Source organism: Sphingobacterium psychroaquaticum (genome assembly GCF_004421025.1).
Lineage (GTDB): Bacteria > Bacteroidota > Bacteroidia > Sphingobacteriales > Sphingobacteriaceae > Sphingobacterium > Sphingobacterium psychroaquaticum.
Map to the genome: position 1 here is coordinate 355,153 of NZ_CP038029.1, position 15,097 is coordinate 370,249.

At 40.6% G+C, this 15,097-nt stretch carries 10 protein-coding genes; 6 read left to right on the forward strand and 4 right to left on the reverse strand.

Features of this window, described 5'->3' with window-relative positions; genetic code table 11:
* Positions 1 to 280: 280 nt before the first annotated feature.
* From E2P86_RS01520 to E2P86_RS01540, 5 genes are all read left to right on the forward strand, one after another.
* Positions 281 to 931: an HAD family hydrolase gene (locus E2P86_RS01520; protein ID WP_134430283.1), complete on the forward strand. Its 651-nt coding sequence runs from the start codon at positions 281 to 283 to the stop codon at positions 929 to 931.
* Positions 932 to 997: 66 nt separating this feature from the next.
* Positions 998 to 1,480, forward strand: a complete 483-nt coding sequence (locus E2P86_RS01525; protein WP_134430286.1) for a gluconate 2-dehydrogenase subunit 3 family protein — start codon at positions 998 to 1,000, stop codon at positions 1,478 to 1,480.
* A 5-nt stretch (positions 1,481 to 1,485) separates the two neighbouring features.
* Positions 1,486 to 3,201 (forward strand): GMC oxidoreductase, encoded by a 1,716-nt coding sequence (locus E2P86_RS01530; protein ID WP_134430290.1) that lies wholly within the window; start codon positions 1,486 to 1,488, stop codon positions 3,199 to 3,201.
* A gap of 245 nt (positions 3,202 to 3,446) precedes the next feature.
* The gene (locus E2P86_RS01535) at positions 3,447 to 6,578 is read left to right on the forward strand and encodes a SusC/RagA family TonB-linked outer membrane protein (RefSeq protein WP_240775552.1); all 3,132 of its coding nucleotides are present in this window, start codon (positions 3,447 to 3,449) and stop codon (positions 6,576 to 6,578) included.
* Positions 6,579 to 6,611: 33 nt separating this feature from the next.
* Complete coding sequence (locus E2P86_RS01540) at positions 6,612 to 8,192, forward strand: SusD/RagB family nutrient-binding outer membrane lipoprotein (RefSeq protein WP_134430293.1); 1,581 nt, start codon at positions 6,612 to 6,614, stop codon at positions 8,190 to 8,192.
* Between the two features lie 271 nt (positions 8,193 to 8,463).
* Here the strand turns inward: E2P86_RS01540 and nrdF are convergent, their stop codons facing one another.
* The 4 genes from nrdF to E2P86_RS01560 are packed head-to-tail and all read right to left on the reverse strand — an operon-like array spanning position 8,464 to position 12,235.
* Complete coding sequence (gene nrdF, locus E2P86_RS01545; protein WP_085472469.1) at positions 8,464 to 9,450, reverse strand: class 1b ribonucleoside-diphosphate reductase subunit beta; 987 nt, start codon at positions 9,448 to 9,450, stop codon at positions 8,464 to 8,466.
* Positions 9,451 to 9,500: 50 nt separating this feature from the next.
* Complete coding sequence (gene nrdE / locus E2P86_RS01550; protein WP_085472468.1) at positions 9,501 to 11,606, reverse strand: class 1b ribonucleoside-diphosphate reductase subunit alpha; 2,106 nt, start codon at positions 11,604 to 11,606, stop codon at positions 9,501 to 9,503.
* Positions 11,566 to 11,973, reverse strand: a complete 408-nt coding sequence (gene nrdI / locus E2P86_RS01555) for a class Ib ribonucleoside-diphosphate reductase assembly flavoprotein NrdI (RefSeq protein ID WP_134430296.1) — start codon at positions 11,971 to 11,973, stop codon at positions 11,566 to 11,568. Before nrdI ends, nrdE begins: the two co-directional genes overlap by 41 nt.
* A 28-nt stretch (positions 11,974 to 12,001) precedes the next feature.
* Positions 12,002 to 12,235 (reverse strand): glutaredoxin family protein, encoded by a 234-nt coding sequence (locus E2P86_RS01560; protein WP_085472466.1) that lies wholly within the window; start codon positions 12,233 to 12,235, stop codon positions 12,002 to 12,004.
* Positions 12,236 to 12,671: 436 nt separating this feature from the next.
* Between E2P86_RS01560 and E2P86_RS01565 the strand changes: the two genes are divergently transcribed.
* Complete coding sequence (locus E2P86_RS01565; protein ID WP_134430298.1) at positions 12,672 to 15,074, forward strand: alpha/beta hydrolase family protein; 2,403 nt, start codon at positions 12,672 to 12,674, stop codon at positions 15,072 to 15,074.
* Positions 15,075 to 15,097 lie beyond the last annotated feature (23 nt).

Here is a 15,097-nt window from a genome sequence, read left to right on the forward strand (position 1 = left end):
TCAGGCTATTTTTATGCGCTCTAAATGTAGCTTGTAGAGACCTACTATATTGTGAAAATCGGTTCCAAATGGGATCACCTGTGCCGTCAACATGTACCCCACACAATGGACGCCTCTCTTTTCTTAATAATCAAGGTGTCTCATTTGTCAGTTCTTTGGAACCTTTGATTAATCACAAATAAAGAGCAACCTATAGGTTAGTTGCATTGCTGTGGGGTATACCGAATGTGAGACCAAAAGATTATTCGTGGAACCGCTCGATTTTTTTTATGTTTAAGACATGAACAACATAGAAGCAGTGCTTTTTGACCTAGACGGCACGTTGATTGACTCTGAATTTTTTTATTTTTCCAATTGGCAGCCTATCCTGTCTTCGGAATTTGATTTTGAAATCACTTTTACGGATTGGATTCAGTTTTTCGCGGGACATACTTTGGTCGCTAATGTGGATTTATTGAAAAAGAAATGGGGTATCGAAACAACTGTGGAGTTTATGTGGAAGGAAACAAGAGCAAACTATGCGAAGTCTGACATGCGGACAATCCAATTGATGCCACATGCCCGTGAAATTCTCGAGGCTTTACATGAATCGCCTATGCGTATAGGTCTCGTAACATCGAGCTATAGGACAACAGTAGATACTGTATTGGGACATCATAATCTGTTACCTTTTTTTGAGTTTTTTGTGACGCGCGAAAAAGTTACAGAAGCGAAACCTGCGGCAGAACCTTACCTTTTAGCCTGTGATTTGTTAAGTCTTCCGAAAGCGAATATTGTTGCGGTGGAAGATACGATTACTGGGTTTTCCGCCGCAAAAGCGGCCGGAATATCGTGTATTGCTGTTTCGAAACAAGAGAGCGAACGGGCTAAGCTAGTCGACGCAACGCACTTGGTCGAAGACTTAATTGGAGTTCGTAATATATTGCTTTAATGGTTTTAGCTAGTGTTTAATTCAATATTATTTGTATTTTCGACCATCAAAAAATAAACATGAATCATGAATAGAAGAACGGCCATAAAGCAGTTGTTTGTGGTTGCTGGAGGGATAATGATTGCAACGTCATGTGCTGGCGATGGTCAATCTACATCTATCGTCCTGACCAATATCAAGCTTTCTGCAACTGATGAAAAACTTCTTGGAGACTTTGTTGAGGCTATAATTCCTGCCTCGGATTCGCCCGGTGGTAAGGCGCTTAACTTACATCTTTTTGTGATGAAGATGGTCGACGATTGTCAGACCAAAGAAGAACAAAAAGCCTTTATTGAAGGTTTGAAGCAAGCGGCAGATTCGTTAAAGAAGGCTGATCAAAAAGCAATTTTAGATTATTTGAATGGTCTTCCAAAAGAAGATGTATTTTTTAAGATTCTAAAACGTCGTACGGTCCAGGGTTATTTGAATTCTGAATATGTGATGAAGAACAAATTGATTTATGAATTAGTACCGGGCCGCTATGATGGTGCCGTAAAAGTAAATGTATAAGGCACATGGCAAACATAAATATTGATTCAGTAAAAGATAGAACTTATGATGCTATCGTGGTCGGTTCAGGAATTAGCGGCGGCTGGTCGGCGAAGGAACTTTGTGAAAAAGGATTGAAGACCTTGGTGTTGGAACGAGGACGAGATGTTCAGCATGTGAAAGATTACCCTACCACCAATATGAATCCTTGGGAATTCGAACACCGGAATGAGTTACCACTAAAGATTAAGGAAGAAAATCCGATTGTTAGTAAATGCTATGCTTTTCATGAAGATGCAGCCCATTTCTTTGTGAAAGATAAGGAACACCCTTATATACAGGAAAAGCCATTCGATTGGATTCGTGGTTATCAGGTCGGAGGAAAATCACTATTATGGGCACGGCAAACGCAACGGTGGTCCGATTTGGATTTTAAAGGGCCGGAACGGGATGGCTTTGCTGTAGATTGGCCTATTCGCTATGCGGATCTTAAACCGTGGTACGATCATGTGGAACGCTTCGCCGGGATTGCTGGCGATCGGGATGGTCTACCGGAATTACCTGATGGAGAGTTCTTGCCTGGTTATCCACTAAATGTAGTGGAGAAGTATTTTAAGCAACAGGTTGAAGGTAAGTTCTCCGGGAGAAAAGTTATTTCAGCACGATGTGCTCATATTTCAAAACCACAACCTATACATATTCAACAGGGGCGAACGCAATGTCAGAATCGCACGCTCTGCCAACGGGGCTGTCCGTTTGGAGGGTACTTTAGTTCCAATGCATCGACATTACCTTGGGCTGCTAAAACTGGAAATTTAACGATGCGTCCCGATTCAGTGGTGCACTCGATTATATACGATGAAACGAAAGGGAAGGCTGTAGGGGTTAAGGTAATTGATCGCAATACAAAGGAGGAAATTGATTTCTTTGCTAAAATTATTTTTGTCAATGCAGCGGCATTAAATACGAATCTAATTCTTTTAAACTCCATTTCCGGTCGTTTTCCACAAGGATTGGGAAATGATAGTGGAACTTTGGGTAAATACGTGGCTTTTCATAATTATAGTGCGCGTATTTACGGCGAGTATGAGGGGCTACTGGATTATAAGACAGAAGGTCGAAATCCTGCTGGTGGCGGATATATTCCTCGTTTTCGAAATCTATATAAACAAGAAACAGATTATTTACGGGGTTATGCCGCCGGTTTCGGGGCTTGGCGTTCTTCTTCTTCTGATCAATCGGGCCTGGGCATGGATCTGAAGGATTCGTTATTGAACCCGAAGCTTGGAAATTGGGGAGTTGGCTCGCACATGATGGGCGAGACTATTCCTAAGGAAAGTAGTTATGTGGCACTTGATGTGAAACAAAAAGATGATTGGGGAATTCCATTACTTAAAATTGCGATCGACTATGACGATAATGATGTGAAGATGAAGAAGGATTACCTCGATACCATGGAAGAGATGTTTGTTTCGGCTGGTTTTACAAATATCAAACGAGATGAGAATACACAACCTCCTGGTTTAGATATTCATGAAATGGGAGGTGTGCGTATGGGCTTGGATCCAAAAACATCTATGCTTAATAAATGGAACCAATTGCATGCTGTGCCCAATGTTTTTGTCACGGATGGAGCTGCAATGACTTCGACATCTACACAGAATCCCTCCCTTACTTACATGGCTTTTTCTGCACGTTCGGTAGATTATGCGGTTGAGCAGCTGAAAAAGGGCGAATTGTAACTTTTTCGCAACATTAAGAAAAACCTCTCTAAAAAAATAGAGAGGTTTTTTTGTTAAAAAATTTGCTAAAACGATTAAAATGCTTTAATTCGTATAATTATTGTTACTAATTGTAAGCCTATAACCACTATTTTCTAGATATGAATATTATGATAGTTCATGTGTTTCAAATAGGTAAAACGTTTTAGCTATTAAACTAAATATAAATCAAACTATACAGACAAACTATGTTAAACTTTGACAAATTGAAACAGATTCGGGGAGGATTATTGATGCTTCCTTTATCATTTCTTGCAACCGGTTACAACGTTGCGTATGCTCGAGTTGATATCGGGCGATTGGATGCCAGCTACATACAGAGTCAGCAAACAGTGACTGGTACTGTGCGCGACATCAGTACTGGCGCTCCGATAGGAGGTGTTACCATAAAAGTAAAAGGAACGGGCGCCGGGACGCAAACGGACCGTGAAGGGAAGTTCAGTTTAAATGCAGGAGCTAGCGATATTTTAGTTGCTAGTTTTATCGGTTATCAAGAGCAGGAAGTCATGCTCTCGGGAAAATCGTCCATTGTAATCGAGCTTTCATCGGTAGACAAGAATATTGAAGAGGTCGTGGTGACGGCTTTAGGGATTAAACGTGAAAAGAAATCGTTAGGTTACTCCACGACGACGGTAGGAGGTGAGCAATTTACGGAGGCTCGGGATCCCAATCTAGGGAATGCTTTATCGGGAAAGGTCGCAGGGGTAAGTGTTGCTGGCAATGCCACGGGTATGGGCGGGAGTAGCCGCGTTGTGATCCGCGGTAATGCTTCGCTAACCGGTAATAACCAACCTCTCTACATCGTAGATGGTATCCCATTGGACAACCAGTCTTCAGGTTCTGCTGGACAGTGGGGTGGTTTGGATATGGGGGATGGTCTGAATAGTATAAATGCAGATGACATTGCTAGTATCCAAGTGCTGAAAGGTGCGGCTGCATCAGCTTTATATGGATACCGAGGAGGAAATGGTGTTATTATGATTACGACGAAATCAGGTAAAGCACAGCCAGGCTTAGGCATCGATGTCAATAATAACTTTACGGTAAATACTATTTATGACTATCGTGATTTCCAATCGGTTTATGGACAAGGGAATCAAGGTTTGAAACCATCTACACAAAGTTCTGCATTTCAGACATATGACCAAAGTTGGGGGGCACGCTTGGATGGTAGTAATGCCATGAATGCCTTGGGGAATACATATGCTTATTCTGGTGTCGATAACTGGAAGAATTTTTATCGTACAGGGTTAACCAATCAGACCTCTGTGGCTGTTAGTGGTAGCGATGAGAAATCGAGTTTTCGCCTAGGTCTGAATAATATATACGATGGTTCTATCCTTCCTAATGCAAATTCGAACCAACGGGGAATTAATTTGAATACGACGTATAAGATTACACCCCGTGTGCAGTTAGGATTGAATGCCAATTATATGTTTGAATTTGTAAAAAATAGGGCGAATCTATCGGATGGGAATGGTAATACCAATGCGAGTTTGTTGTACCTCGCGAATAGTTACGATGTGCGTTGGTTAGAGGCGGCAGTCGATGGACAAGGCCGAGAATTGCAGCCTGGAAATAATGTATATTTCAACAACCCTTACTTTTTACAGTACAACAAATCCAACAATTCGACACGGAAACGTTTAACAGGAGGATTGAATCTGCGTTACGATATCACCGACTGGTTGTACGCGCAAGGTGCCATAACACGTGATGGTTATACACTAGCGTTTAAACAAATTCAACCAAAGGGTGCCTCAGCGGATCCCAATGGTTATATCAATGAGTATAGCAAGGAGTTTGAAGAAACTAATTTTAACTACCTAATTGGTGCCAAGAAGAAAGTAGGTGATTTTTCTATTGGAGCAACCATTGGTGGAAATAGCCAAACGACTAAATGGGAACAATGGGGAACCGACGGTGGTATTCGACCATTTATTGTCGGAGGTGTGTATAATACCGGTAACGTAACAGCCAGCACACGGACATTCAAAAAACTTTACGAAGAGTATAAAGTTAACTCGGTCTATGGAACAGCAGATTTTGGGTTTCGCGATTATTTATTCTTAAACCTGACCGGGCGGAATGACTGGTTCTCTACGTTGGATCCGAATAATAACAGTTATTTCTATCCTTCAGCAAGCTTAAGCTATGTATTCACCGATCATTTGACTTTGCCTACTTGGATGAATATGGGTAAGCTACGTTTGTCACGCGCTTCCGCATCAAACGGAACTTCACCATATGAAACAGCGTTAATGTATAAGACACAATCTTTCGATTTAAATGGCCAGCCTTTAGGAACGATTGAAAACGAGACGGTTCCTAATCCGAATCTGAAACCAGTTCGTATTGCAGAATGGGAGGCCGGTTTAAATATGGAGTTCTTCAATAACCGGTTGGGTTTTGATGTGGCTTTGTATCAGAAGACCACGACCGACGATATCGCGAAAGTTACGACGAGTACGGGATCTGGATTTTCTGCTGCGATCAAAAACATAGGAAAAATCCGTAACCAAGGCGTGGAAGCTTTGATATATGGTGATATCATTCGGAGTGCGGATTTCAAGTGGAAAGGATCTGTGAATTTCGCATTTAATGATAGTGAAGTACAGTATTTGGGGGAGCAGGATCGTTTGAGTATTGAAGGAGCTGTATCGCGTTCGGGAAATGCTTCCATACAAAACATTGTGGGTATGTCCTATGGGCAAATTGTAGGCTTTAAATATAAAACCGATGCTAATGGGAACCGTATCTTCAATAAAGATGGTTTGCCGGTTCGGTCCTCGGATGTTGCTGTGTTAGGCAATGGTGTTTACCGTTTTACCGGTGGTTTCCGTAATGATTTTAGTTATAAGGGATTTACCTTAGGGATGTTGTTAGATGTGAAGTTAGGTGCTAAAATGTTCTCAGGAACGAACTTGAACCTATATGGCACAGGCTTGCAGAAGGCGACACTTGAAGGACGTGAAGGCGGTATTGTGGGCCAAGGTGTGACAGAAACGGGAGAAGTCAATACAAAGTCGGTAGATGCACAGACTTACTGGAAGCATGTTGTTAATGAGAATTTTACAGAGGAGTTTGTTTACGACGCTGGCTTTGTGAAGTTGCGTGAGGTTTCATTTGGTTATAGTTTACCAAGTTTAATGCTGACAAAAACACCATTCAGAGGTGCCTCTTTCTCATTAGTTGGTCGGAACCTATGGACCATTCATAAAAGCACGCCGAATATTGATCCTGAATCGGCATATAATAACGGAAATGGACAAGGTTTAGAATTGAATGGCTATCCGTTTACTCGTAATGTAGGCTTTAACTTAAATCTGAAATTCTAATACCGAAGATCAAGATTATAATAAAATAGAAAAATGAAAAGGAAACTTTTATATATACTAGCTGCATGTGGATTCGGTCTATCTTCATGTAGTGATTTTGGAGATTTGAATGTAAATCCAGAAACCATTGGTAAAGATGGTATGGATTACAAGTTAGTCTTTACGAATGTACAACAATACGGATATGGTACCGAATATGAAGCCTGGCGAAATGGTTTGATCTACATCAGTACGATGATTCAACACACGGCATCTGTACAGAGTTACTGGAATGGGGATAAATATACCTATAGTGCGGGCTATAATTCTGCTTTTTGGGATCGGATGTATCCGAATGGGATCCGTGACGTAATTGACTTAATGGAAAACTGGAAAGATAACGAAGCGTTCTACGCGGAATATCAGATGGCTCGTATCATGAAAGTGTTATTGTTCCATCGTATGACGGATCTATATGGAGATGTACCCTATTCGCAAGCCGGACAGGGGTATTATCAGTCTAATGGTTACCCGAAATATGATACACAAGAGTCGATTTATTTTGACATGCTCAAAGAATTACAGGAAGCCGCAACTAACTTGCAAGGGAAATCTTCTACTATAGGTCCTGCTGATATTATATATAATGGAGATGTCACCAAATGGCGCAAATTCGCTTACTCTTTGATGCTGCGTTTAGGGATGCGGTTATCCAAGATTGATGCCGAAGCTGCAAAGAGCTGGGTTAATACAGCTGTAGCAGGAGGTCTGTTCTTAAGTAACGACGAGAGTGCTATTGTGAAACATGCCGCTGGTGTGACGGCTAATAATAGTGCGGAACCCTTTGGAAAGGTTTATGTTCATGAAGATCCAAATGCGTACCGTATGAGCGAATCATTTATCAATCTTCTACGGAATTCTAAAGATCCTCGCTTGTCTTTCTTAGCGACGGTGGTTAAAGATCCAACGATTAAGGTTGATGCGGGAAATTGGTCGAGAGGAGATACTACTGCGGCAAAGCAATTGGGAATGCCAAATGGTTATGACTTATTAGGTGGAGCGACAGATATTAAAAAGTATTCGTTGTTTCCTGATAAGCAAGGGTTGACAGGAGATTCCTTAAATATGTATTCTGTTGTAAACCGATATACTTATGGGCGAATCGATGCGCCGACCTTCTTGGTAACACATGCAGAAAACCAATTACTGCTTGCGGAAGCCGCTTACCGTGGTTGGATTTCTGGAACGGCAAAATCTTACTACGATGCCGGTGTGACCGCTGCTATGAAACAGTTTACACAATTCGGTATACAAGGTATTAGTGATGCTGCGATTCAGAATTACTTAACAGCGAATCCTTTTAGTCAATCTACTGCTTTAGAGCAAATCAATACACAGTATTATATTAATACGTTTACTGATGAGTACGAGTCGTTCGCGAATTGGCGTCGTTCCGGTTATCCCGTGTTGAAGACCGTGAACTATATTGGAAATGCAACCAATGGAACTATTCCGAGAAGATTCACATATCCTACGGAAGAGTCTACGGTTAATCAAAAAAATTACCAAGAAGCTGTAGGTCGTTTAACCGATGGCGATCGCATGACTTCTCGTGTGTGGTGGGATAAATTATAATGTATTGACATACAAATAAAAATCAGAACTCCCTGGCTATAAAAAGCTAGGGAGTTTTTTGTGTTTAAGACGTGTTGACGTTGTTCTTATTTGATATCGTTTTCCAAAACGAAGAGGTTAGAAATATAGTGTATCTATGTGGTGTGAGATTCTTTGATCTATATATGTCTGGAGGGGTATCATAGTACTATGTAGCTAAAAGACAAACTAAAACACAAAAGGCTGTTCCTTACGGGACAGCCTTTTTAATCACATTATATTACAACTATAATTAAATCTCTACCAAAGCATCCATTTTAAAGTCGTCATCCATTAGGTGGACAATTTCCATGGATTTTTCATAGTTTGTTGATTTCTTCGAGAAGAAATCATGTTGTGTTGTTTCGGTGTTTAGACCGTTCAATACAATTGGGTTTACTTGCTTTACTTCGAAGATTGGATCAAAGCCTAAATTCATTAAAGCTTTGTTACCGTTGTAGCGTACGTATTCTTTCACTTCAGCTGTTAAGCCTACAACAGTATATAATTCTTCGGTATATTTAATTTCATTTTCGTACAAGTCGTTTAACAAGTTCATGAAACGAGCCTTTACTTCTTCTTTGTTGGATAGGCGGCTATATACCTCTTGTGCGATCAATCCTACGAATACACCATGGATAGACTCATCGGCAATAATCTTCTTGATAATATCCGCAGAGGCTACCATCTGTCCTTGTCCACATAACCATAAAGGCAAGAAAAATCCAGAGTAAAACAAGAAAGACTCTAATAAAACCGATGCTGCAAGTGCCATAAACAATTCCTCATCGTTTACTTGCTCTTTATCAATCGCACGGTAATATTTATCTATCGTAGAAGCTTTGTATTGCAAGAATTTGTTTTCCTTCACCCATCCAAACACATCATTGATCTCATTCGTAGTAGATACCGTCGTAAAGATCGTTGAATATGATTTAGCATGGATAGCCTCCATCATACACATGTACGAAAGAACTGCTTTATTCTGTAAAGAGTCGATATGGTCGATAATTTTCGGCATACCCGTGTGGCTTTGTAGGGTATCCAACAGTGTCAATCCGCCCAAAGCTTTCTTGTAACACTCCTTCATATCCCAGCTCAAGCCTTTCCAGCTATCGATATCCTTAGAAGGAATATATTCTGTGTCAATCCAGAATTGTCTTATATTCTGCTCCCAGAACATCAAGACATAATCGTTGTCCGGGGTGTTCCAGTTTACAGCTTTAAATTGTTTGCTCATTTTCTTTATTAATAATAGTAAAACCAAAAGTTATCGTCCCTGGTTCAGCGTTATGCCGAGCAGGAGATACACTCATCAATGGTCGACTTACGTGTACGTGTATAGTACAACGATTTCAATCCTAGCTTATGCGCGTAGATATAATACTTCGCTAAATCACGTGTTGAATCTTTTGAATTCGTATGCAAAATTGTCGAAACACCTTGATCGATATGACGCTGGATAACCGAAATCAATTTCAATACTTTAAATTGATCCATATCATAAGCGGACTTGAAGTAGAAATAATTATCATTTGTCAGATAAGGCATTGGGTAGTACGTCGTACTATCGCCATATTCTCTTACTTCAATGATATCTACAATTGGCATAACCGATGCCGTTGCATTCATGATATAGGAGGTCGATTGGTTTGGAGCAATTGCCAAGCGGTATGCGTGGTAGATACCATGTTCTGCCACTTGTGCTTTTAGCTGTTCCCAATCCTTACTTGTCGGAATATAAACACCTTCAAATAATTCTTTTACTTTATCTGTTGTTGGCGTGTATTCGCGCGTTGTATACGTGTCAAAGTATGTTCCGTCTGCGTAAGAAGATTTTTCAAAACCCGTGAAGGTACGACCTCTTTCTTTTGCAATCTCCATCGATGCTTCTAACGAGTAGTAGTTCATCATCATGAAGAAGGTATTAGCAAAGTCAAGCGCTTCGGTTGATTCATACATGATAAAGCTCTTAGCCAAGAAACCATGTAAGTTCATTGCACCCAATCCTACGGAATGTAATTCTTTATTTGCTTTAGCAATAGATGGAACCATGTCTATATCGGTTACATCTGTTACTACAGTAAGCGCACGCATAGCTGTTTTTACGGTTTCTTTGACCCGTTTATTGTCCATTACTGTAGCGATGTTCAATGAGCCTAAGTTACAAGAGATACCGTAACGGATGGTGTCTTCTTTACCGTAAGTATTGATATCTGAAACCTGAGATACCTGCATAATTTCAGTACAAAGGTTAGAGAATTTCACTTTTCCGATACCATTTAATGCATGGGCACGGTTGGTGTTTTCTTTAAAGAAGATATATGGGTAGCCAGATTCTTTTTGTGTCTGTGCTATTTTCACCAACATGTGGCGTGCGTTAATTTTTTTCTTTTTAACGTTCGGATTGGTGATCAACTCGTCATACATTTCATCCATATCCATCTCATCCAAAGCAACGCCATACTCTTGCATTACCGTGTGCGGGTAAATTAAGTAGCAAGCTTCATCTTTTTCGGCAAGTTCCATGAATTTATCAGGCACAATGATACCAATGGAAAGCGATTTGATACGTACTTTTTCATCGACGTTGATCTTCTTACAATCCAAGAACTCTTCGATGTCTGAGTGGAATATATTCAAATAAACAGCACCTGCACCAGGACGTTGTCCCAGTTGGTTTGCGTAAGAGAAGGTATCTTCCATGATTTTCATGATGGGAAGAACACCACCAGCACGGCCTTCTACACCTTTGATGGCCTCACCGCGAGCACGAATTTTTGATATATTGAAAGAAACACCACCACCAATGGACGATAATTTCATCGCAGAATCGACAGCATAACCAATACCGTTCAAATTGTCTCCAATTTCATCAAGGAAACAAGAAACCAATTCGCCAGAACGTTTTTTTCCAGCATTCAAGAACGTCGGGGTAGCAGGCTGATATTCTTGATTAATCATGATTTCCGCGTATTCGATAGCTTTTTGTACACCTTCTTCGCGCGCTAGGAAGAGTGCTACAGAAACAACACGGTCTTCGTAACGCTCTAGGAATTTTTCGCCTGAGTCATCACGTAAGGCGTAACTCTGAAAGAATTTAAAGGCAGCCATAAACGATTGAAAACGGAATTTCTTGGCATGAACGAAATCGTACACCTTTTCCATCTCTTCGAATGTAAACCATTCGTAGTAATTGATGTAATAATTGTTCTCGATCAAGTAATCCACTTTCTCTTTTAGGTTATAAAAGAAAACAGTGTTTTTGTTTACGTGTTCCAAGAAATAGGCACGTACAGCTTCCTTGTCTTTCTCCAAGCTGTATTCGTCCTCATGCTTAATCATGATTTCATTATTAAGCAATATCCAGTTTTTTGCTACCTCGTTTGCTATCATTGTATTGGTTTTTTATTATGTCGATAAACTGATTGATGTCTTCCATAGTGCCTGAAAGTTCAAATTTCATGGCTAAAGGGACATCATAATTTTCGGATACTTTATCTGCGGCGAGACCAAAGTTTCGGCCCCAGTTTCTGTTTCCACTTGATGTTACGGAGAAAATTTTCTCAGCGTAAGCATTCATAAATGCTACTGTTTTGTCGGGCATGGAACCTATCTTGGTGGTATAGGTTATCAGGTGGCCTGCCTCTGGCACATCGATATCGTCTGCGATCTGATGTGCCTGCCAACCTGTAATTTGGACAACCTTATTTATAAAGCGTTGAACATTACCTGTTCTGGAGTCATAATATAGATGAACCATGTTGCTTGTATTTTAGGGGTGAACATGATTACAGTGCTATTGTTGCTAACTCTTCTGGTTTAAAACCGATAATGCGCTGTTGTACTTCTTCATTATCTAGGACAAGTACCGTAGGCACCGTTCGTATTTTAAACTTAGCCGCCAGGTCAGGTTGATCAAAAGGATTTATCGTCTCGTAAGAGATGCCCTTGTTATCCAAATAAGCCGATACTTGTGCGCATGGAGCACAGTCGTTTTTTTCAAATTTAATGATTCTTGCCATGTTGTTGTTAAGTTTAATTCTATCTCGAAATAGAAAGATAAAACACGAGTCTTGAGAAGGTCCGAATCTCAAGCAAAACAAATATCCATTATTTTAATCCGGTACTCTAACGATACTTTTCCACACCCGTGTTCACTTTCAGAAATAAATGCCCTTCCTAGGTTGTTTTTTGTTGTAATTAGCTGTTATACAGTGGGCAATATGGGTGTTGAAAACTTTGAAATGGCAACTTTTGCCTAGAATATACACAAAATTTTTAAACTTTTCAAGCGTTGATTTGTTGTTGAAAACTGACCTAATTTTGACTGTTTTTTGCTAGCTTCTGGATGCGAGCATATTGACCGCTTATAACAATTTGGTTATACGTGCAGGGATGTGCTATAGAACCATTAATTTAGCAATAATCTAACATTTATGAAATAACAAAGACATAAACATGAAATTTAAGTTTAGTATTTTATTTTTTGCACTCTTTGGTTTTGCACAGGCGCAAGAGAATGTGACTTTCCAAAAGCCTTCCCAAGAGATTTTACAGTTGGCCGATTTTCAAAGACCGCCTGCGATTATGATGAGCCAGGATAAACAGTGGGTAGTTTCGACCTATAGACCGACGTATAAGAGTTTAGATGAGTTAAATCAATCGGAGGTGAAGTTAGCCGGACTACGTATAAACCCGGTTACTAATATTTCAAGTACAACGGTATACTTGGATAATATAAAAGTAAAGCGGTTTGGAGAAAAAGTGGATCGTCAGATAACAGGATTGCCTATAAATCCTAAGATAGCAAATGTTAGCTTCTCACCGGACGGCAAGAAATTAGCATTCACCAATACGACAACTAACGGAGTAGAGTTGTGGCTCGTGGATTTAGCTGCGGCGGCGGCAACAAAGATTACGAAAGACGACCTCAATGCCAATATGGAGCTTCCTTATACCTGGTTTAAGGATGGACAAAAGTTGCTTTTAAGCAAATTGCCAGCAAATCGCAATAAGTTGATTGATAGTAGTAAGGATTTACCTAAAGGGCCGATTGTATCGACCAGTGATGGTCAAGTATCGCAATTACGGACCTATCAGGATTTGTTGAAAAATCCACAAGATGAGGCTAATTTTGAGACATTGACACAAGCGGAGGTCTTTATAACAGATCTAAACGGCAACCAAAGTAAATTCCTTGGATCCGCTATCTATAGCCAGCTTTCCTTCTCGCCAGATGGCAACTATCTATTAACAAGTATAATCAAACGACCGTTTTCGTATGTCGTTCCATTGAATAGTTTTCCGCAAGAGTCGGTGGTGTATGACCTGAAGGGGAGTCGGATTAAAGTGGTGAATGAAGTGCCATTGATCGAGATCATGCCGAAAGGTTTTTCTTCGGTGCGTAAAGGAAAGAGAAGTTTACATTGGCGTACCGATAAACCCGCTTCTTTAGCCTTTGTGCAGGCGCTCGATGAGGGGGATGCGACAAAAAAAGTGGATCTACGTGATGAACTTTTGTCTTGGGATGCACCTTTTACCGGGGAACCAGAATCGTTGATGAAAATTGCAGATCGTTTTGGTGGTGTGTCTTGGGGGGACCAAAATAATACGTTGGTTTACTCGAATTGGTATGATACGCGAAATGTGAAGACATTTTTATTGAATCCGACGACGAAAGTAAGTAAGTTGATTGCTGATCGTAACTCCCAGGATGTGTATAGTGATCCTGGTAAGGTGTATACGGAACGTAACGCGTTTGGAAGTAACGTGATGTCGGTGCAGAATGGAAAGACGTATTGGATAGGAGAGGGCTTTACAAAAGATGGACAGTTTCCGTTTATCGATGAATTGGATATGAGGACGTTAACTAAAAAACGTGTTTATACAGCGACGGCGAGGGATAAAAAGGAGGTTATCAACTCTATCTTAGATATTAAGAAAGGTGATATCTTGGTCTCTTTGCAGTCGGCAACAGAATACCCGAACTATTTTACGAAGAATATTAAATCGGGTAAACAAACGGCGGTAACAAATGTGGAAAATCCTTTTAAAGGATTGGAAGCTGTTAGTAAGGAGGTGATTCATTATAAACGTAAGGACGGTGTGAGTCTTTCTGGTACGTTATACTTACCGGCGGGTTACGATAAGACAAAGAAAGAGAAGCTTCCGTTGTTGATCTGGGCGTATCCGCGTGAGTTTAAAGATCAGAGCACAGCTGGACAGAGCACCGCAAATCCGAATGAATATACATTTCCATCGTACGGCTCTTTTATCTATTGGGTGATGAAGGGGTATGCAGTATTGGATAATGCTGCTTTCCCGATAATTGGTGCAGGCACGGCAGAGCCGAATGATACCTTTATTGAGCAACTTGTTGCAAATGGGGAAGCGGCAATTGATGCGGTAGATAAGTTGGGGTACATCGATCGCACACGTGTTGGGGTTGGTGGCCACTCGTATGGTGCTTTTATGACGGCAAATTTGTTGACACACTCGAAGTTATTCGCGGTAGGTATTGCGCGATCGGGTGCTTATAACCGGACGCTGACGCCGTTTGGTTTCCAAAGTGAACAGCGTAATTATTGGGATGTACCGGAGGTTTATAACACGATGTCTCCTTTTATGAATGCAGATAAGATGAAGACGCCGATGTTATTGATTCATGGTGCCGCCGATAATAACCCGGGTACTTTTACGCTACAGACGGAGCGTTATTTTCAGGCATTAAAAAATCTCGGGGCGCCAGTGCGAATGGTGTTGTTGCCATTTGAATCGCACGGTTACGCTTCGAAGGAGAATATCCTACATACGTTATGGGAGCAGGATCAGTTCTTAGAAAAATACCTCAAGAAAAAATAAAAAAAAAGCCGGATTCCGCAAGG

What these genes read in the sequence shown, in the direction of transcription:
- E2P86_RS01565 (WP_134430298.1), top strand. Translation starts at nt 12,672, where the DNA reads ATGAAATTTAAGTTTAGTATTTTATTTTTTGCACTCTTTGGTTTTGCA.
- E2P86_RS01525 (WP_134430286.1), top strand. Translation starts at nt 998, where the DNA reads ATGAATAGAAGAACGGCCATAAAGCAGTTGTTTGTGGTTGCTGGAGGG.
- nrdF (WP_085472469.1), bottom strand. Translation starts at nt 9,450, where the DNA reads ATGAGCAAACAATTTAAAGCTGTAAACTGGAACACCCCGGACAACGAT.
- nrdE (WP_085472468.1), bottom strand. Translation starts at nt 11,606, where the DNA reads ATGATAGCAAACGAGGTAGCAAAAAACTGGATATTGCTTAATAATGAA.
- nrdI (WP_134430296.1), bottom strand. Translation starts at nt 11,973, where the DNA reads ATGGTTCATCTATATTATGACTCCAGAACAGGTAATGTTCAACGCTTT.
- E2P86_RS01520 (WP_134430283.1), top strand. Translation starts at nt 281, where the DNA reads ATGAACAACATAGAAGCAGTGCTTTTTGACCTAGACGGCACGTTGATT.
- E2P86_RS01530 (WP_134430290.1), top strand. Translation starts at nt 1,486, where the DNA reads ATGGCAAACATAAATATTGATTCAGTAAAAGATAGAACTTATGATGCT.
- E2P86_RS01540 (WP_134430293.1), top strand. Translation starts at nt 6,612, where the DNA reads ATGAAAAGGAAACTTTTATATATACTAGCTGCATGTGGATTCGGTCTA.
- E2P86_RS01560 (WP_085472466.1), bottom strand. Translation starts at nt 12,235, where the DNA reads ATGGCAAGAATCATTAAATTTGAAAAAAACGACTGTGCTCCATGCGCA.